General features: G+C 67.8%; 17 protein-coding genes. 3 read left to right on the forward strand and 14 right to left on the reverse strand.

The features are described from left to right. Nucleotides 1-80: 80 nt before the first annotated feature. Nucleotides 81-977 (forward strand): transporter substrate-binding domain-containing protein, encoded by an 897-nt coding sequence (locus ASC92_RS01635; protein ID WP_056509685.1) that lies wholly within the window; start codon nt 81-83, stop codon nt 975-977. Between the two features lie 3 nt (nt 978-980). Beyond that, nucleotides 981-2276: an aminotransferase class V-fold PLP-dependent enzyme gene (locus ASC92_RS01640; protein WP_056509686.1), complete on the forward strand. Its 1296-nt coding sequence runs from the start codon at nt 981-983 to the stop codon at nt 2274-2276. Between the two features lie 103 nt (nt 2277-2379). Here ASC92_RS01640 and ASC92_RS01645 read toward each other — a convergent pair whose 3' ends face one another. Continuing rightward, entirely contained in the window at nt 2380-2715 is a 336-nt protein-coding gene (locus ASC92_RS01645) for a sodium-independent anion transporter (RefSeq protein ID WP_235505642.1), read from the reverse strand. Nucleotides 2716-2732: 17 nt separating this feature from the next. On the opposite strand from ASC92_RS01645, the gene ASC92_RS01650 reads away from it, so the two are divergent. Further along, nucleotides 2733-3347, forward strand: a complete 615-nt coding sequence (locus ASC92_RS01650) for a DUF4337 domain-containing protein (RefSeq protein ID WP_056509691.1) — start codon at nt 2733-2735, stop codon at nt 3345-3347. A gap of 55 nt (nt 3348-3402) precedes the next feature. Here the strand turns inward: ASC92_RS01650 and ASC92_RS01655 are convergent, their stop codons facing one another. From ASC92_RS01655 to ASC92_RS01715, 13 genes are all read right to left on the reverse strand, one after another. Further along, on the reverse strand, nt 3403-4923 hold the full coding sequence (locus tag ASC92_RS01655; RefSeq protein ID WP_056509693.1) for a tripartite tricarboxylate transporter permease: 1521 nt from the start codon (nt 4921-4923) through the stop codon (nt 3403-3405). Nucleotides 4924-4954: 31 nt separating this feature from the next. Beyond that, nucleotides 4955-5377, reverse strand: a complete 423-nt coding sequence (locus tag ASC92_RS01660; protein ID WP_414820385.1) for a tripartite tricarboxylate transporter TctB family protein — start codon at nt 5375-5377, stop codon at nt 4955-4957. Nucleotides 5378-5567: 190 nt separating this feature from the next. Next, nucleotides 5568-6398 carry a ChbG/HpnK family deacetylase gene (locus ASC92_RS01665; protein WP_056509697.1) on the reverse strand — a complete coding sequence of 277 codons (831 nt, stop codon included), beginning with the start codon at nt 6396-6398 and terminating at the stop codon, nt 5568-5570. Next, nucleotides 6391-7971, reverse strand: coding sequence for an ArnT family glycosyltransferase (locus ASC92_RS01670; RefSeq protein ID WP_056509698.1), 1581 nt, complete (start codon nt 7969-7971; stop codon nt 6391-6393). The genes ASC92_RS01665 and ASC92_RS01670 overlap by 8 nt, the downstream gene beginning before the upstream one ends. Then, nucleotides 7968-9020 (reverse strand): glycosyltransferase family 2 protein, encoded by a 1053-nt coding sequence (locus ASC92_RS01675; RefSeq protein ID WP_200935930.1) that lies wholly within the window; start codon nt 9018-9020, stop codon nt 7968-7970. Before ASC92_RS01675 ends, ASC92_RS01670 begins: the two co-directional genes overlap by 4 nt. Beyond that, nucleotides 9017-9613, reverse strand: a complete 597-nt coding sequence (locus ASC92_RS01680; protein WP_056511761.1) for a phosphatase PAP2 family protein — start codon at nt 9611-9613, stop codon at nt 9017-9019. Before ASC92_RS01680 ends, ASC92_RS01675 begins: the two co-directional genes overlap by 4 nt. A 159-nt stretch (nt 9614-9772) precedes the next feature. Beyond that, entirely contained in the window at nt 9773-10222 is a 450-nt protein-coding gene (locus ASC92_RS01685) for a hypothetical protein (RefSeq protein ID WP_056509700.1), read from the reverse strand. Nucleotides 10223-10314: 92 nt separating this feature from the next. Further along, entirely contained in the window at nt 10315-10875 is a 561-nt protein-coding gene (locus ASC92_RS01690) for a methyltransferase family protein (protein ID WP_056509702.1), read from the reverse strand. A 40-nt stretch (nt 10876-10915) separates the two neighbouring features. Beyond that, nucleotides 10916-12976: a phenylacetic acid degradation bifunctional protein PaaZ gene (gene paaZ / locus ASC92_RS01695; RefSeq protein ID WP_056509703.1), complete on the reverse strand. Its 2061-nt coding sequence runs from the start codon at nt 12974-12976 to the stop codon at nt 10916-10918. A gap of 151 nt (nt 12977-13127) precedes the next feature. Next, nucleotides 13128-13859 (reverse strand): ABC transporter ATP-binding protein, encoded by a 732-nt coding sequence (locus ASC92_RS01700; RefSeq protein ID WP_056509705.1) that lies wholly within the window; start codon nt 13857-13859, stop codon nt 13128-13130. After that, on the reverse strand, nt 13856-15760 hold the full coding sequence (locus ASC92_RS01705) for an ABC transporter permease subunit (protein WP_056509707.1): 1905 nt from the start codon (nt 15758-15760) through the stop codon (nt 13856-13858). Before ASC92_RS01705 ends, ASC92_RS01700 begins: the two co-directional genes overlap by 4 nt. Further along, nucleotides 15757-16785 carry a branched-chain amino acid ABC transporter permease gene (locus tag ASC92_RS01710; RefSeq protein ID WP_056509709.1) on the reverse strand — a complete coding sequence of 343 codons (1029 nt, stop codon included), beginning with the start codon at nt 16783-16785 and terminating at the stop codon, nt 15757-15759. The genes ASC92_RS01705 and ASC92_RS01710 overlap by 4 nt, the downstream gene beginning before the upstream one ends. Before the next feature lie 167 nt (nt 16786-16952). Beyond that, nucleotides 16953-18101: an ABC transporter substrate-binding protein gene (locus ASC92_RS01715; RefSeq protein ID WP_056509710.1), complete on the reverse strand. Its 1149-nt coding sequence runs from the start codon at nt 18099-18101 to the stop codon at nt 16953-16955. Nucleotides 18102-18133 lie beyond the last annotated feature (32 nt).

An 18133-nucleotide genomic window follows, 5' to 3' on the forward strand; every position in this document is an offset into this window, starting at 1 on the left:
ACAAAAAATCGCTTTTAGAAATTCATCGCGAAGCCGAAGATTCGCCCGAGCCAACGTCATCGACTCTTCAAGGAACCACCATGGACCTCAGGAAACTGCCTCTCGCACTCGGCCTCACCCTTGCTTTCGCCTGCGGCGCCGCCAGCGCACAGGACGGCGGCACCCTGCAGAAGATCAAGGAGAGCGGCACGATCCAGATCGGCGCGCGCGACAGCCAGATCCCGTTCTCGTACAAGCTCAGCGCCGACAGCGCGCCCATCGGCTTCACCAACGACATCTGCCTGAAGATCGTCGACGCGGTGAAGGCCAAGCTCGGCCTCGCGAAGATCGAGGTGCGCTACACGATGCTGAATTCGACCAACCGCATCCCGCTGCTGCAGAACGGCACCGTCGACCTCGACTGCGCCACCACCACCAACACCACGCAGCGCCAGCAGCAGGTCGACTTCGCGCCCAGCCACTTCGTGACCAACATCACCGCCGCCGTGAAGAAGGCCTCGGGCATCAACGCGCTGGCCGACCTCAACGGCAAGAACGTGGCCACCGTCTCGGGCAGCACCTCGATCCAGCTGCTGCGCGGCGCGCGCAAGAACGGCACCATCGAAGTGAACGAGATCGCCGGCAAGGACACCTCTGACGGCTTCCTGCTGCTGTCCACCGGCCGCGCCGATGCCTATGTGCTCGACGACGTGCAGCTCGCCGGCATGGTCGCCAGCGCGACCAACCCCGGTGACTACAAGCTGCTGAAGGAGTCGCTGCGCCAGGAGCCCTACGGGATCATGCTGCGCAAGGACGACCCGCAGTTCAAGGCGCTGGTCGACGAGACCGTCACCGGGCTGATGAAGTCGGGCGCCATCGAGCAGCTCTACACCAAGTGGTTCCTCTCGCCGATTCCGCCGAAGAACGTGAACCTGAACTTCCCGATGTCGGACGCGGTGCGCGAGATCTACAAGAACCCCAATAACAAGGGCGTCTGAGCGATGGATTCCAAACTGTCTTCGAACCACCCCCACGGATTGGCCTTTTCCGACGCGCTGATGCGCGAGGTGAAGAGCCGCTTCCTGCAGGTCGACCACGACCACAACGGCCGCGAGCGGCTGTACTTCGACAACGCCGGCGGCTCCTTCCGCCTGAAGGCCGCGGCCGAGCGCTTCGCGCAGATCGACGCCATTCCCGACAACGCCGAGCGCATCCACGCCACGGCCGTCGAGCTGCAGGACATCCAGGCGAAGGGAAGCGCCGACCTGCGCACCATCCTCAACGCCACCGGCGGCAGCGTGTACGCCTCGCTCACCGCATCGGGCGCAATGTTCGACATGGTTCGCGCGGTGGCCGAGAACGTGCCGGGCACGAACATGGTCACCACCGTGCTGGAGCACCCCTCGGCCTTCGATGCGATGAGCCTGTATGCCGAGCGCCTCGGCCGCGAGCTGCGCGTGGCGAAGAGCAACCCCGCCACCGGCGGCATCGACGTGGACGAGATCGTGCGGCTGGTCGATGAGAACACCTGCCTGCTCAACGTGATCTACGCGTCGAACATCTCGGGCGCCAAGCTCGACATGGCCGAGATCGTGCGCCGCGCACGCGAGATCAAGCCCGACCTGTACATCCTGGTGGACGCCGTGCAGCATGCGCCGCACGGCCTCATCGACCTGCAGAAGACGCCGGTTGACGGCATCAACCTCGCGCCCTACAAGTTCTTCGGTTGCCGGGGCTCGGGGCTGTCGTGGATGTCCGAGCGCGCGGCCGTGCTGCCGCACCACAAGCTCGCGGGCAAGAAGCCCGGCTACTGGGACCTGGGCAGCGCCGCGCCGTGGCAGTTCGCGGTGCTCACCGAGATCGTCGACTACGTGTGCTGGCTCGGCGGGCACTTCGTCGACGCCACCGACCGGCGCGCGTTGTTCGCGGCAGGCATCACGCACATCGAACTGCACGAGCGCGCACTGCTGGCAATGCTTCTGGACGGCAACGAGAACGCCACCGGCATGCGCAAGCTCGAGGGCGTCAATGTGTTCCTCGACTACCAAGACCTGAGCAAGCGCGACCTGATCCTGGGCATCGGATTCGACCGCATCGACTGCACGCAGGCCGTGGTCGAGTACGGCAAGCGCGGCGTGACCGTCTACGAGCGCGTGGCGACCAGCATTTATTCGAAGCGCATGCTCGAATCCTTCGGGCTCGCGGGCACGGTGCGGGTGTCGCCGCTGCATTGCAATTCCGTCGCAGACGTGGAGAAATTCCTGCGCATCACGCGGGAGATCGCCGCTGACATTTGACCGTCATGAGCCGTCATAGTCAGCAGTCGGCATGTTTTGGGAGGGTACGCCCCGCGAAGCTGCACCGCGTCGTCCACGCTCCACGGCGCATAGACCTCCGCCTTCAGATCGGGGCGAATCCACCCTGGCCAGCAGGTCGCGCACGCCGTCCTTCACGCGCGCCACGCATGCGCACATAGGACGCAAAGTCGCACAGCGCCTCGATGCTGGTTGCGTCGAGGTCCGGCGATTCCTCCAGGCTCAGCACCATGCGTTGCAGGCCCGGCGTCGCGTCGATGCGCGCGCGGATCGACGCAAACACCGCATCTGCGTTGCCGAAGAACAGCGGCACCTCGGGCCGCGCGATGAGCACGCCCGGCGGTGGCGGACCGGAGCCTGACGGCGGGGCGCCGGAAGTGCCGCGCGACCGGGCATACTCGCGCGCGCTCCACTCCAACACTTCACAGCAAGGACCTCATGTCAGGACACGGCTTTCACGTGCATGGCCCGCACGACCACGAACTCGAACACGCCGCAACCGGCGGCCACGGCTCCGAAGATGCCTCCGCGGGGCATTCCGGCGGCATGAACATGACGAGCAAGATCGCGGTGTGCACCGCCGTGATCGCCACCGTCGGCGCGATCTTCTCGTACATGGGCGGAGCCACCCAGGCCAACGCCGGCCTCTACAAGAACAACGCCGCGATCAAGAAGACCGAGGCGTCGAACCAGTGGAATTACTTCCAGTCGAAGAGCACCAAGCAGGCGCTGGCCGAGTTCGCACGCGACACCGCGACCGACGACGAGCGCAAGCAGGGCTGGCAGGTCAAGGTGGCGCGCTACGAACAGGAGAAGACCGACATCCAGGCCGCCGCGAAGAAGCTGGAGGCCGAGGCAAGCCAATGGGATGCCCAGTCGGACGTGCAGATGCACCAGCACCATCGCTGGGCCCAGGCGACCACCGTGCTGCAGGTGTCGATCGCGCTGGCTGCTATTGCATTGCTGACGAAGAAGAAATGGCTCGAGCGCGCGATGTTCGGGGTGGCGGCGGCGGGGCTTGCAGTGGGCGGGCTGGCGGCGTTTCACGTTTAGGTGTGGCAGGGCGGGCGGGCATGGCCCGCCGTCGTCTCACCAGGCGCCGCAACCGCTACTCCTGCGGCTCCAACGCAACCGGCGGCTGGATCCCGTTCTTCTTCCGGGCCTGGAGCATGAACGAAACCACCTGCCACACGACGAAGATCCCGATCAGGCTCAGCAGCGTGCCGCTGATGGGCCGCGAGACGAACGTGCCGAAGCTCCCGCGGCTCAGCAGCATCGCGCGGCGGAAGTTCTCCTCCAGCATCGGGCCGAGGATGAAGCCGAGCATCAGCGGCGCGGCGTCCATCTCCAGCCGCATGAACATGTAGCCCATGAAGCCGAAGGCGGCGGTGATGAAGATGTCCTCCATGTTGTTGTTGACGCTGTAGGTGCCGATGCAGCAGAAGAACAGGATCGACGGGAACAGCACGGCGTACGGAATCTTGAACACCGACAGCCAGTAGCGCACCAGCGGCACGTTCAGCACGAGCAGGAACACGTTGCCGATCCACATGCTGGCCACCAGGCCCCAGAACAGCTCGGGGTGGCTGCCGATCATGTTCGGGCCCGGCTGGATGCCCTTGATGATGAAGGCGGCCAGCATCAGCGCCATGACGGCGTTTTCCGGAATGCCGATGCTCATGAGCGGAATGAAGCTGGTGCGCGCGGCGGCCTCGTCGGCCGCGGCCTGGCCGGCCACGCCTTCGATGCAACCGGTGCCGATCTCGTCCTTGTACTTGCTGACCTTCTTGTCGATCGCGTAGGCCGCAAACTGGGCGATGGTCGGGCCGCCGCCGGGCAGGATGCCCAGGAAGGAGCCGACCACGCTGCCGCGCAGGGCGCTCGGAATGATCCGCTTGAACTCCGCCCAGGTCGGAATCAGGTTGATCTTGCCGTTGAAGGGCGAACGCTCCTCGCGCGAGTCGAGGTTCTTCGTGATCTCGGCGATGCCGAAGCAGCCCAGCGCGATGCTCACGATGCCGACGCCGTCCACCAGGAACGGCAGGTCGAGCGTGAAGCGCTGCGCACCGCTGTTCACGTCGGTGCCGATGGTGCCGAGCAGCACGCCGATCATGCACATGGCCAGCCCGTTGAGCAGGCTGCCGGTGGTCACGAAGCTCACGCACACGAAGCCCACGAGCATCATCGCCACGTAGTCAGCGGGGCCGAAGAGGAATGCCACCTCGCCGAGCATGGGCGCCAGAAACGTCAGCACGAGGATCGCGACCGTGCCGCCGATGAAGCTGGAGAAACCCGCCGTGAATAGTGCCAGCCCCGTCTGCCCTTTGAGCGTCATCGCATATCCGTCTATGCAGGCCACGATGCTGCTCGCATGCGGGATCTTCATCGTGATGGCGCTGACGCTGTCGCCGTACTGCGCGCCGTAGTAAATGCCGGCCAGCATGATCAGCGCCCCGGTCGTGGGAATGGAGTAGGTCAGCGGCAGCAGCAGGCTGATGGTGGCCAGTGGGCCCAGACCGGGCAGCAAGCCGACCAGCGTGCCCACCGTACAGCCGATTGCGCAGAACATGAGGTTCTGCCAGGTGAGGGCGTGCGAAAAACCGAACGCCAGGTTGTTGAGGACTTCCATGGTCTTTCCTTTTTCTCTCTTTTTCTTTTTCTCAGTAGAGCGGCAGGTTGAGACCCAGCAGCTTCTGCAGTGCCAGCGCCATGACGATCAGGCCGGCGGAAACCTTGACGTTGCGCACCCACGAATAGGTGGATGCGGCGAAGCCCGAGCAGAAGACCATGAAGACGATGCCCGCGATCATGTTCAGATACATCGAGATCACCGCCAGGCCGCAGAGGCTGGCGAGGATCACCGAGATGTTCCTGAAGTTGAACTCCAGCGGCACGCTTTTCACGATGAACGACCGGATCACGGTCGCCACGGCAATGATCAGCAGCATGCCGCTGATCATTGCGGGGAACAAGCCAGCCCCTGCGCGGCTGAGGTCTCCGATGGGGTAGCGAAGCGCGGTCAGGCCGAAGGCCAGCGCGATTGCCATGAGGAAGAGTCCCCTGACAAGGTTTCTATTTTTCATACGCTCACGATGTTGTGGGTTGAATGCGCCCGGCTCCGCTCGAACCGGCCCGGGCCTGTCTCCATCCGGATGTGATTCCGGACGCCCCGATGGTCTGGGGCCGGGCTGATCGGAATCTGACGCGTGCGTGAGGGGAACTACGTATGAAGGGAAGGGGCGCGGAGCAACGGCGGCGCGCACGCCGTGGCCGTCAGGACGGCCGCGGCAGGCACCGCGAGAGCGGCGCGAGCGCAATCCCGCCACTCCCGGTGCGCGCCGCAAGCACCAGCCCGCGCAGCACGGCGTACTCGCGCAACCGGGCGCCGCCGTGCGGGTCGCCGGGCAGGATGCCGGCGGACGGATGGCACATGAGCACGTCGCCGGTGCGGCAGGCCGAGAGCCATTCGGACAGGCGCTGTTCGTGGCGCTGCATGTCGCCCGAGAAATCGTAGACGCCGAGCAGGCGGCTGCTCATGGGAATGCCGCGTTGCGCGGCCAGCGCGGCCAGCCGCGCGCCGCCCAGTGCGTGGATGACCCGGGCCTTCAAGCGGCCGGGGCCATGCTGCGCGCCCGGCGCCGTGTTGCGGATCCAGGGCGGCGACGCCGCATAGCGCCGCACGATCTCCTCCACCAGCAGTTCTCGCACCACCGGGAACTGGTGCACGTGCCGGTGCCCGTCGACGAAGGCGGGTGCGCGGCCCATGGCGTCCTCGAAGCGCGTCAGCTGGTCGCGGATGTCGGCCCGGAGCCCCGGCGCGAACACCGTGCGCGTGTACGTCCGCGCGAGCAACCCGAGCAGGCCGGGCTCGGGGCCGCCGGCGAGCGCGGGCCGCGTGAGGTCGAGGTGCAGGCCGACGTCGAGCCGTACCGGGTCGATGAGCTTCAGCACCTTCGCCCCTTCCTCCCAGGCGTCGCGGCGCACCATGCCGCTGGTGGCGGAGATCTTTCCCTGCTCGGCCAGGTCGAACACGGCGGAGTTGATGCCCGCGCTCATGCCGAAATCGTCGGCGCAGATGCAGAGGCAGCGCGTCGCCTCAGTCATCGCCGTTCGTTCCGGAAACCGGGGCGGGCGCTGCGTCCAGGCAGTGCGGATCGCGCGTGGCGCTGCCCGCGAAGCGCCAGGCGGCGGCGCTTTCGTTCACCGCCACCAGCTGCGCGCGAAACAGCCACGGGTTGGCGAGCTGTGCCGTGTTCGAGCCGACGAGCCAGGTGACGCGCGGCACGCACAGTGTGGCCGCGAGCTGCGTGCGGTCGAGCAGCGTGGCTGAGGCGCGCGCGGGCTCGAAGCGGCCGGCGTCCGAGATCTCCTTGCGCCAGTTGTCGCGGGTGTCCCGTGCCGCAGCCTGCCAGTCGTCCGACACCAGCACGGGCTCGCGCAGGTTCCAATAAAAGGGAATCTCGTAGTAGTAGCTGTCGACCATCAGCACCTGGTCGCCGGGCGCGACCGCCTGCCCGGCCGGCAGCCTCAGCCGCGCGCCCGGCGGCGACGCCAGGACCGTAACGGCGCCCACGCAGGCGATGCACACGGCGGCGGCCGCCAGCGTCATCGCGCGCACCTTCGGCAGCAGCGCTTGCGTTGCGCGGCCTGCGAGCACGCGCCCGGCGATCAGGCAGGCCAGCGGCGGCAGCGCCGGCAGCACGTAGCCGATGAGCTTGGAGCGCGGCAGCGAGAAGAACACCACGATGACCGCGAGCCAGATCCACATCAGCCATTCGACATCCGAGCGCCCGGGCCGCGCGGCGTCGTCCTTGCCCCGCGGCACGAACACCCACGCGAACCACGGCAGCGTGAGCCCCGCCAGCACCGGCAGGTAGAACCAGAAGCCGTGCTCGTTGTTGAAGCCCGAGGATGCAAAGCGCCGGAAGTGCTGCGTGACGACGAAGTAGTCGAAGAACTCCGGGTACTTCATCTGCATGGCGACGAACCACGGCCCGGCCACGGCCAGCAGAACCGCCCAGCCGGGCAGCCATAGCGCGAGCCGCAGCGCCGCGAACCTGCGCGTCGCCCCGCACCAGATCGCGATCACCATCGCGGGCAGCACGAGGCCGATCAGCCCCTTGGCCAGCAACCCGGCTGCCGCGAACAGGTAGGCGCCCGCCAGCAGCGCCCGCCAGGGCTCCTCGCGCTCCTTCGCCAATGCGGCGCCGGCCGCCAGCAGGATCGTGGCCGAGATGCAGCCAGCCACCAGCATGTCGAGGTTCGCGAACTGCGCGCCCAGGAAGAAGAAGGGCGTCGTCACAAGCACCACGGTCGACAGCAGCGCCAGCCGCACCGTCGACCACCGGCGCAGGAACAGGAACAGCGCTGCCGCCGCCGCGCCCGCGCCCAGCACGGATGGCAGCCGCGCGGCCCATTCCACCGGCCCCGCTACCGACATCGCGGCCGCGCCGATCCAGTAGAACAGCGGTGGCTTGTGGAAGAAGGGCAGGCCGTCGAGTCGCGGCACCAGCCAGTCGCCCGAGCGCAGCATCGCGAGCGCGACGCCGCCGTAGCGGCCTTCGTCGGGCGCCATCAGCGGGCGCACCCAGGCCGTGGCCAGCAGCCATGCGAAGAGGGCGGCAATGAGCCACAGTGGCTGCGGCGCAGTCCACCATGCGGGAACAGGTCGTTTCATGGTTTTCCGCCCGCGATCCCCGTGCCGCGCTCGTGGCGCACCACGTACAGCGGGCGGCCCTTGACCTCCTCGTAGATGCGCGCGATGTACTCGCCCACGATGCCGGTGGAGATCATCTGGATGCCGATGAAGAACATCAGGCTCACGACGATGGTGGTCCAGCCCGAGACCGTGTTGCCGAACAGCAGGTGATCGATCGCCACGAAGGTGCCATAGGCGAAGGCCGGCAGCGCCAGCAGCAACCCCGCCACGCTGACCAGGCGCAGGGGCCAGGTGGTGAAGGCGGTCAGCCCGTCGATGGCCAGGTGCACCAGCCGCCGGGCATTGAAGGAACTGTTGCCCGCCGCGCGCGGCGCTGGCGTGTAGGGAAGCGCCACGGCGCGAAAGCCCACCCAGGCGTACAGGCCCTTCATGAAGCGGCTGCGTTCCGGCAGGTTCATGAGCGCGTCGACCACCTTGCGGTCCATCAGGCGGAAGTCGCCAGCGTCTCGGGGCACGGCGAAGCGGTCCGAGGAATTGACGAGGCTGTAGAAGAGCTTGCTGCCGATCTGCTTGAAGCGGCTTTCGTCGCTGCGTTTCTCGCGCACCGCGTATACCACCTCCGCGCCGGCCACCCATTGCGCGACCATCTTGTGGATGAGCTCGGGCGAGTGCTGCAGGTCACCGTCGAGCAGCACCACCGCGTCGCCGGTGGTCGCGGCGAGGCCTGCGGTGAGCGCGGCTTCCTTGCCGAAGTTGCGCGACAGCGAGATGCAGCGAAAGCCGGAGAGCTCGCACCACGCCTCGGCCACGGCGGCGGTGTCGTCGGTGCTGCCGTCGTCCACCACGATGATCTCCCAGCGCATGTGCGTGGCCCAGAGGATGTCTTCGAGCAGCGGCAGCAGGTGGCGCAGGTTGGCCGCTTCGTTGAAGCACGGAATCACGCAGGAAATGCTGCGCGCCCCTGCCTCCGGCGCGAGTGGCGGGGCCGTGCGCGGCGCGGGAGCCTCGGCCCGCGGGAGATCGGCGGGTACACGTGAATGTCTGGTGGTGTTGGTCGAGGAGATCATGGATGCCTCCAGAAACACGTGGCCGTCGTCTTGTCGTCGCGCGTGCGGCCGGCGTGCGACGCCCGAAAAGGGAGGAGATGGCGCACGAGCCATTGCGCGGCGGCGAACACTCCCGTGATCGCGCACGCGAGCAGCAGGCCGGCGGCGATGTCGAGGGGGAAATGAACGCCCACGTACACGCGCGCCCACCCGGTGACGGCCGCCAGCACCAGCAGAAGCACGCCCAGCCTGCGCAGGCCGGGACGCAGCAGGAAGGCCAGCGCCAGCAGGAACATCACCGTTGCGTGCGTGCTGGGCAGCGAGCCGCGGCCCGAATGCTCGATGTACGACGGTGCCAGCCCCAGCATGAAGGGCCGCGGCTTGTTGAGCGACAGCGCGATGGCATGCGAGGCCAATGAGGCGAGACCCGCAAGCGCAGCGACGATGCACAGGTAGGCCCGTTCGGGGCGATGCAGCCACAGCGCCAGGGCGAGGATGCCCGCGCACAGCCAACTGCTCCAGAGCGCGAAGGCCGAGGCCACGGCCAGCACCCACGGCGTCGGCTGGCTGCCGGCCGTGAGCCATTGGAACAACGCGAGGTTCGTTGCGTTCACGACGCCGCCTTCAGCAAACTGGAGAAAGCAACGGGCGCGCGACAGCACCCAGTGCGGCGTGCGCAACAGAAAAAACCGGACATGGTCAAACCTTTCGGCGGGAACGAGAGAGCCCGCTGCGTGGCGCAGCGAACGGCCCGACGCGCGAGGCGTCGTGTCTCAGATCCCGGAAGGTGGCGCGGCAGTGGGCGGCAGGCGCCGCCAGGGTTGCGCAGGGGGTGGAGCACCGCCGTGCGGCGGCACGTAGTCGGTCGCTTTGCGCACGATGGGCACTGCCAGCCGCGCGAGTGCAATGGCAAGCGGCAGCAGCGCCAGCACCATCGCCATCAGCGTGTTCAGCGCGAAGTCGAAGGCATCGGGGTGGTCGATGCTTGCCGGCGCCTGGGCGAACACGGTGGTCTCGCGGTCGGACGGATGGTCCGCGCGGTCGTCGGCTTCGAACTGGGTGGTGTCGCTGGCGCTGCGCACCCGCAGCATCGGCTCGTCTTCCAGGCCGTCGCAGCGGAAATGGACCGCGATGAAGGGCTGCAGGAAGATCAACAGAATGCCTGCGATGCACCACGCCCTGTGGTGCATTTCGGCGAAACGGCGGATGCGTGCGAACAGCATCCGCGAATGCTAGGCCGCTCTTGTGAACGGAACCTGATCGGGCGGGTCAGCATCCCGCAAGGTAGCGGGTGACGCGCGTGTGAACAGAGACCCTAGAGCACGAACGGAATGAAGCGCCGCGTGCCGCGCATGTAAGCGCGGTAGGCGTCGCCGAAATGCGCGATGCATTCCTTCTCGTCGCGCAGGGCAGTCAGGAACAGCAGCACCGTGGCCGCGAGCACCAGCGCCAGCGTGAGCCAGGTGAACTGCTTGAGAAAGGCGCCCCAGGCCAGCAGCATCAGCGCCGTGTACATCGGATGGCGGATGTAGCGGAAGGCGCCGGTGGTGACGATGGACGAGGTTTTCTCGAAACCGTACAGCGCGGGGTCGTCGCTGCGAGCCTCGGTTGGCTTGCCCTGCGCCTTCAGCAGCCGCACCGCGTGGATCGGCAGCCAGATCGACAACATGAAGAAGAGCGAAGAAACGATCTGCCTCGCCGAAAACGGATCGTCATGCCACACGGGCAGGTTCACCACGACCAGCAACAGCATGCATTCCCATGCGAAGAAGCGATAGAAGCCATGCGAGCCGGGCTGGCTCAGCGGGCCGCGCGACACGTACAGCAGCGCTGCGGTGCCGGCGACGAGAAGGAAGAGCTGGAACCAGAGGAGCATGGCGGGCGAATTTACACGGCATTGCCCGCTTCATGGCGCATCAAGAGGCCGCTGCCGCGGGTTTCTTGGAGACCAGCGTCAGGATGTCGTAGCTGGCGACCAGCTCGCCGTCCTGGTTCGTTACCTCCACGTCCCACGCGACCACGCCCTGGCCCTGGCCGCTCGCGTCCTTCCTGTTGCGGTCGATCTTGCGCTTGCAGGTCAGGCGTGCCTGGATGGTGTCGCCGATGCCCACGGGCTTGGTGAAGCGCAGCGCGTCGAGGCCGTAGTTGGCGAGCACCGGGCCCGGCGACGGCGACACGAACAGGCCTGCCGCCGCCGACAGCACGAAGTAGCCGTGCGCGATGCGCTTGCCGAACGGCGACTGCTGCGCGGCCACCTCGTCGAAGTGCATGTAGAAGTAGTCGCCCGAGATGCCGCCGAAGGCGACGATGTCGGCCTCGCCCACGGTGCGGCGGTGCGTGAGCAGCGAGTCGCCGATGCACAGGTCCTCGAAGTAGCGACGGAAGGGGTGCACCTCGCTCTCGCGCACGGCCGCGCCGCGCACGTGTTCGCCGGTGATGGCGGCCAGCATGGTGGGCGAGCCTTGCACCGCGGCGCGCTGCAGGTAGTGCTTCACCGCGCGCAGGCCGCCTAGCTCTTCGCCGCCGCCCGCGCGGCCCGGGCCGCCGTGCTTGAGCTGCGGCAGCGGCGAGCCGTGGCCGGTCGATTCGGCGGCGGCCTCGCGGTCGAGCACCAGCAGGCGGCCATGCCACGCGGCAGCCACCGGAATGGCCTTGGCCGCGATGGCCGGGTCGCGCGTGACCAGTGTGCCGACGAGGCTGCCGCGGCCGCGTGCGGCCAGGGCCAGTGCTTCGTCGATGCCCTCGTAAGGCATCAGCGTGCTGACGGGGCCGAAGGCCTCGACGTCGTGTGCAGCGTCGTGCTCGAGCGGCTTGCGGCTCAAGAGCAGCGTGGGCGCGAAGAACGCGCCATCGGCCACGCCGTCGCCAATCGGCGAGAAGCCGTCGCGCTCGCCGTAGACCAGCTCGGCGCCCTGCAGCAGCGTGGCGACTCGCTCGGCCACGTCGGCCTGCTGGTCGCGCGAGGCGAGCGCGCCCATGCGCACCTCTTCGCGCGACGGATCGCCGACCACCGTCTTCGCGAGCCGCGCCCGCAGCCGTTCGGCCACCGCATCCAGATGCCGGCGCGGCACGATCGCGCGGCGGATGGCCGTGCACTTCTGGCCGGCCTTGGTCGTCATTTCGCGCGCCACTTCCTTCACGAAGAGATCGAACTCCTCGTCGTCGGGCGTTACGTCGGGCGCGAGGATCGCGCAGTTGAGCGAGTCGGCCTCGGCATTGAACGGGATCGACTGGCGCACGATGTTCGGGTGCACGCGCAGCTTTGCGGCGGTGTCGGCCGAGCCGGTGAAGGTGACCACGTCGGGCCCTTCGAGCCGGTCGAGCAGGTCGCCCGTGCCGCCGATGACGAGCTGCAGCGCGCCCGCCGGCAGGATGCCCGACTGCACGATGAGCCGCACCAGCGCCTCGGTGAGGTAGCTGGTGGCCGTGGCCGGTTTGCCGATGCAGGGCATGCCCGCGAGGAAGCTGGGTGCGAACTTTTCGAGCAGGCCCCAGACGGGGAAGTTGAACGCATCGATATGCACCGCCACGCCGCCGCGCGGCACCAGGATGTGCGTGCCTGCGAAGCCGCCCTTCTTGCCGAGGGGGAAGGCCGGGCCTTCGTGCACGAGGTTGCCGGAGGGCAGCTCGTTGGTGCCGATGCCGGCATAGGCGCTCAGCGTGCCCGCGCCGCCTTCGATGTCGATCCAGCTGTCGGCGCGCGTCGCGCCGGTGTGGGCCGAGATGGCGTAGAGCGTTTCCTTGTTCGCGGCGATGTACTTGGCCAGCGCCTTCAGGCGCTCGGCGCGCTGCTGGAAGTCGAGCGCCATCAGCGCGGGGATGCCGGTGCGGCGTGCGTAGGCCAGCGCTTCGGCGAAGTCGATGGCCTCGGCGTGCGTGGCCGCCACGGGCTGGCCGTTGACGGCGCTGCGCAGTTGCTGCGCGGCCTGCTGGCCGATCCAGCGGCCGGCGATGTAGCTTTGGAGAGTGGTGGTCATGAAGGGTGTCCTTGTGTGGCTCCTTCCCCCTCTGGGGGAAGGCTGGGATGGGGGCAGCGCCCAACGAGCGTTGCTCTTCGTTCGAGGCCGTCGTGCCCCCACCCCAACCCTCCCCCGGAAGGGGAGGGAGCAAGAAGGGGAGGCACGTCGGTCATTCCTTCTTTCCTATGCCGAGGTACGTGTCGATGATCCGCTGGTCGTGCAGCAGGTCGCGCGCCTTGCCCTCGAGCGCCACCGCGCCCATTTCGAGCACGTAGGCGCGGTCGGCCACCTGCAGCGCCGCGCGCGCGTTCTGCTCGACCAGCAGCACCGACACGCCATGGCTGCGCAGTTGCGACACCACGCGCAGCACCTCGCGCACCACCAGCGGGGCGAGGCCCAGCGAGGGTTCGTCGAGCATCAGCAAACGTGGCCGCGCCATCAGCGCGCGGCCGATGGCCAGCATCTGGCGTTCGCCGCCCGAAAGCGTGGAAGCCATCTGTGGGCGGCGCTCGCGCAGGCGCGGGAAGATCCCGAAGACTTCGTCCATGCGCGCGCGCTGGTCGCGCTTGCCCTTGCGCCACTGGTAGAAGCCGCCGAGCAGCAGGTTGTCTTCCACAGACATCTCGCCGAACAGCTCGCGCCGCTCGGGCACCAACGCCACGCCGCGCGCCACCATGGTCTCGACACTGGGGCGCGCGATGCGATCGCCGTTCAGCGACAGGCGCCCGCTCGACTGCAGCAGGCCCATGGCCGCGCACAACAGCGTGGTCTTGCCGGCGCCGTTGGGGCCGATGACGGTGACGATCTCGCCTTCGTTCACCTGCAGGCGCACGCTGTGCACCGCTTCCACGGTGCGGTAGGCGACGCAGAAGTCTTCCAGTTGAAGGATGGGGTGGCTCATCGGGCGTCTTCCAGCAGTTCGTCGTCAGCGCCGCCCAGATAGGCTTCGAGTACGCGCGGGTTGGCCTGCACCTCGGCCGGCGTGCCGGTGGCGATCACGGTGCCGAACTCGAGCACCGTGATGCGGTCGGCGAGGTTCATCACGAACTCCATGTCGTGCTCCACCACGAGGATGCCGAGGCCCTCGGCGCGCAATTGGCTCAGCAGCACCGAAAGCGCGCGCTTTTCAAGATGGCGCAGGCCGGCGGCGGGTTCGTCGAGCAGCAGCACCGAAGGCTGGCCGGCGAGCGCGCGGGCGATTTCGACCACGCGCTGCTGGCCTAGAGAGAGCGATGCCGCAGGCGTGTCGGCATGCGCGCCGAGGCCGCAGCGTTCGATCTGCCTGCGGGCCTCGGCCATCAGCGCGGCTTCTTCGGCACGGTCCAGCCGCAGCATGGCGGCGAGCCAGCCACGCTTCGCACGCAGGTGAGCGCCGAGCGCGACGTTCTCGGCCACGCTGCGCTGTCCAAGCAGGCGCACGTGCTGGAAGGTGCGGCCCAGGCCCAGCGCGGCGAAGGCGCGCGAGGGCTTGGCCGCCATCGGCTGGCCGGCGAGCTTCACCTCGCCCGAGGTCGGGTCGTCGACGCCCGAGATCATGTTGAAGAAGGTGCTCTTGCCGGCACCGTTCGGGCCGATCAGCGCATGGATCTCGCCGGCCTTCAGCGTCATCGAGATCGCGTTGTTGGCCACGAGCCCGCCGAATCGCTTGCTCACGTCGCTGGCTTGCAGCAGCAGTTCGCCGCTCGCGGGCAGCGTGCGCTGCGCGAGCTGCACGGTCGGCGCCTTCGATGCGGGAGCCGGCGCCTTGCGCGCCGCAGCGTTGCGCACCCAACGGCGCGTGATGCGCGCCAGCGTGGGCCACAGGCCGTCGGAAAAACGCTGCAGCACGAAGAGCATCAGCAGCCCGAACACGATCACTTCGAAGTTGCCGCTGCTGCCGAGCAGCGAGGGCAGCACGTCCTGCAGCTTCTCCTTCAGCAGCGTGATCAGCGCGGCGCCCAGCACCGCACCCCACAGATGGCCCGCGCCGCCGACCACCGCCATGAACAGCAGCTCGATGCCGATGTTCAGGTTGAACGGCGTCGGGTTCACGAAGCGCTGCAGGTGCGCATAGAGCCAGCCCGACACCGCCGCGAGCAGCGCGGCCAGCACGAACAGCTTGATGCGGTGGCGCGCCGTGTCGACGCCCATCGACTCGGCCATCAGCCGTCCGCCCTTGAGCGCGCGGATGGCGCGGCCTTCGCGCGAATCCAGCAGGTTGTGCAGCGCCCACAGCGCCAGCAGCAGCACCGCCCAGATCACGACGCCGAGCGCGCGCGGCGTGGCAAGCGATAGCCCCGCCACCACCAGCGGCGGCACGCCCGTGATGCCGGTCTGCCCGCCGAGGAAGTCCATGTTGCCCAGCAGGTAGTACAGGCTCAGGCCCCAGGCGATGGTGCACAGCGGCAGGTAGTGGCCCGACAGCTTGAGCGTGACCGCGCCGAGCATCCAGGCCAGCGCGAAGGTGAAGGCCAGGCCCAGGAGCAAGCCGGCCCACGGCAGCAGGGCAGGGCCGACCGCGCCGCCCAGCCATGCGGCTGCCGTGGGCGAGGTGCAGATCCACGCGGTGGCGTAGGCGCCCATGCCGACGAACGCGGCTTGGCCGAAGGAGGTCATGCCGCCCACGCCGGTCAGCATGACCAGCCCGGCCGCGACCAGCGCATACAGGCCGATGTTGCTGAGCACCGAGACGGTGAACTCGGGTAAAAAGCCCCAGGCCAGCGCCAGCAGCACCACGCACACCAGCGTGAGCTGGCGCGGCGTGATCAGCGGCTTGCCTTCGGGTTGCGCGGGGGTGGCGATGTGGTTCGAAGACGCGCTCATTCCTCGTCCTCCACATGATGGCTGTGGAGCGAACGCCACCACAGCACCGGAATGATCAGCGTGAAGACCAGCACCTCCTTGAACGGGCTGGCCCAGAACGAGGCGAATGCTTCGAGCTGGCCGACCAGCAGCGCGCCGGCCAATGCCAGCGGATAGCTCGCGAGCCCGCCGACGATGGCGGCGACGAAGCCCTTCAGGCCGATGAGAAAGCCGGTGTCGTAATAAACCGTGGTGATCGGCGCGATCAGCAGCCCCGAGACGGCCCCGATGAGCGCCGCGAGCGCAAAGCTCAGGTCGCCCGACAGCTCGGTCGGAATGCCCGACAGCCGGGCGCCCACGCGGTTGATGGCGGTGGCGCGCAGCGCCTTGCCGACCATCGAGCGGCCGAAGAACAGGAACATGGCAATCACCAGCAGCAGCGTGACGCCGACCACCACCAGCGACTGGCCGCCGACCGGAATGCCGCCGATGTCGAAGCGCGCTTCGGAGAACGCCGCGGTGCGCGAACCTTCGGCGCCAAAGAACAGCAGGCCCAGCCCGACCAGCACGCCATGCAGCGCGACCGAGACGATCAGCAGCATCAGCACGTTGGCATCCGCCAGCGGCCGGTAAGCCAGGCGGTAGAGCAGGGGGCCGAGCGGCATGATGAGCACCAGCGTGGTGAGCGTCTGACCCGTCATCGACGTGGGCTTGAGCAGCAGCACCAGCGCGGCCGCCGCTGCCGGCAGCACCACGCACCATGCGAGCGCGGAGGCCCAGTCGACCACCGCGCCGCGCTTCCAGCGCCAGGCTTCCACCAGCAGCACCGCGACCGCCAGCACCAGCAGCAGCCACAGCGTCGCCGGCACGCGGCCGGCCTGCAGCATCGCCATCGAGAGCGCCCCGAAGGCGACGAACTCACCCTGGGGAATGAAGATGACGCGCGTGACTGAAAACACCAGCACCAGTGCGAGCGCCATCAAACCGTAGACGGCACCGTTGACGATGCCGTCCTGCCCAAGAAGAAGGGCGATCTGCGAATCCATAAAGAACCTTTGGGCTTGGCCCATGTGTCGATGCACTGTCTTGCTCCTTCCCCCTCTGGGGGAAGGCTGGGATGGGGGCTGCCCCCGCATTCACGGCCGCGCGGCGGTCAATGCTGTCGTGCCCCCACCCCAGCCCTCCCCCGGGAGGGGAGGGAGCAAGGCCGGAATCAGGGCTGGTATTTCCAGGTGCCGTTCTCGATCTTCACCATCACGCGCGCGCGCTGGTCCAGGCCCAGGTGGTCCTTCTCCGTCATGCTGAACACGCCATGCGCGCCCGACACTTCCTTGACCTGCTCCAGCGCATCGCGCAGTGCGGCGCGGAATTCCGGTGTGCCGGGCTGCGCCTTCTTCAGTGCGACGGGCACGGCCGAACTCATCAGCAGGCCGGCGTCCCAGGCGTGCGCGCCGAAGGTCGACACGGTGCCCTTGCCGTAGGCGGCTTCGTAGGCGCTGACGTAAGCCAGTGCAGATTTCTTCACCGGGTTGCTGGCGGGCAGCTGCTCGGCCACCAGCACGGGGCCGGCGGGCAGGAAGGTGCCTTCCACGTCCTTGCCGCCGACGCGAAGGAAGTCGGCATTCGCCACGCCGTGCGTCTGGTACATCTTGCCGGCGTAGCCGCGCTCCTTGAGCGTCTTCTGCGGCAGTGCGGCCGGGGTGCCCGAGCCCGCGACCAGCACCGCGTCGGCCTTGCTGGCCATGATCTTCAGCGCCTGGCCCGTCACCGATGTGTCGGTGCGCGCATAGCGCTCATTGGCCACGACGGTGATCTTCTTCAGCGCGGCCGCCTTCGCGAATTCTTCCGACCAGCCTTCGCCGTACGCGTCCGAGAAGCCGATGAAGGCAACGGTCTTCACGCCGTTGGCGGCCATGTGCTCGGCGATGGCGAGCGACATCATGATGTCGTTCTGCGGCGTCTTGAACACCCACTTCTTCTTGGCGTCCACCGGCTCGACGATGCGGGCCGAGGCGGCGATGGAAATCATCGGCACCTTCGCTTCGCTGACCACGTCGATCATCGCAAGCGAATTGGGCGTGGTGGTGGAGCCCAGCACGACGTCGACCTTGTTCTCCGCGATGAGCTTGCGCGTGTTGGCCACGGCCGCGGTGGTGTCCGACGCGTCGTCGAGCACGATGTAGTTGATCTTCTGGCCGCCGATGGTCTTGGGCATCAGCGCGATGGTGTTCTTCTCCGGAATGCCGAGCGAGGCCGCCGGGCCGGTGGCTGAGAGCGTCACGCCGACATTCACGTCGGCCCAGGCCGCGGCGGCGGTGGCGCACAGCGCGGCGATCAGCAGGGGCTTGAAGAAGGGTTTCATTGGTCTTGTCTCCGGTTGAAAAATCTTTGATG

It is taken from the genome of Variovorax sp. Root411 (assembly GCF_001425205.1).
In the GTDB taxonomy this organism is placed as follows: Bacteria; Pseudomonadota; Gammaproteobacteria; order Burkholderiales; family Burkholderiaceae_C; genus Variovorax.

Bases quoted from the DNA above. Each gene is read 5' to 3' on its own strand.
- ASC92_RS01635 (WP_056509685.1), top strand. From the start codon at position 81: ATGGACCTCAGGAAACTGCCTCTCGCACTCGGCCTCACCCTTGCTTTC.
- ASC92_RS01640 (WP_056509686.1), top strand. From the start codon at position 981: ATGGATTCCAAACTGTCTTCGAACCACCCCCACGGATTGGCCTTTTCC.
- ASC92_RS01650 (WP_056509691.1), top strand. From the start codon at position 2,733: ATGTCAGGACACGGCTTTCACGTGCATGGCCCGCACGACCACGAACTC.
- ASC92_RS01655 (WP_056509693.1), bottom strand. From the start codon at position 4,923: ATGGAAGTCCTCAACAACCTGGCGTTCGGTTTTTCGCACGCCCTCACC.
- ASC92_RS01660 (WP_414820385.1), bottom strand. From the start codon at position 5,377: ATGAAAAATAGAAACCTTGTCAGGGGACTCTTCCTCATGGCAATCGCG.
- ASC92_RS01665 (WP_056509697.1), bottom strand. From the start codon at position 6,398: ATGACTGAGGCGACGCGCTGCCTCTGCATCTGCGCCGACGATTTCGGC.
- ASC92_RS01670 (WP_056509698.1), bottom strand. From the start codon at position 7,971: ATGAAACGACCTGTTCCCGCATGGTGGACTGCGCCGCAGCCACTGTGG.
- ASC92_RS01675 (WP_200935930.1), bottom strand. From the start codon at position 9,020: ATGATCTCCTCGACCAACACCACCAGACATTCACGTGTACCCGCCGAT.
- ASC92_RS01685 (WP_056509700.1), bottom strand. From the start codon at position 10,222: ATGCTGTTCGCACGCATCCGCCGTTTCGCCGAAATGCACCACAGGGCG.
- ASC92_RS01690 (WP_056509702.1), bottom strand. From the start codon at position 10,875: ATGCTCCTCTGGTTCCAGCTCTTCCTTCTCGTCGCCGGCACCGCAGCG.
- paaZ (WP_056509703.1), bottom strand. From the start codon at position 12,976: ATGACCACCACTCTCCAAAGCTACATCGCCGGCCGCTGGATCGGCCAG.
- ASC92_RS01700 (WP_056509705.1), bottom strand. From the start codon at position 13,859: ATGAGCCACCCCATCCTTCAACTGGAAGACTTCTGCGTCGCCTACCGC.
- ASC92_RS01705 (WP_056509707.1), bottom strand. From the start codon at position 15,760: ATGAGCGCGTCTTCGAACCACATCGCCACCCCCGCGCAACCCGAAGGC.
- ASC92_RS01710 (WP_056509709.1), bottom strand. From the start codon at position 16,785: ATGGATTCGCAGATCGCCCTTCTTCTTGGGCAGGACGGCATCGTCAAC.
- ASC92_RS01715 (WP_056509710.1), bottom strand. From the start codon at position 18,101: ATGAAACCCTTCTTCAAGCCCCTGCTGATCGCCGCGCTGTGCGCCACC.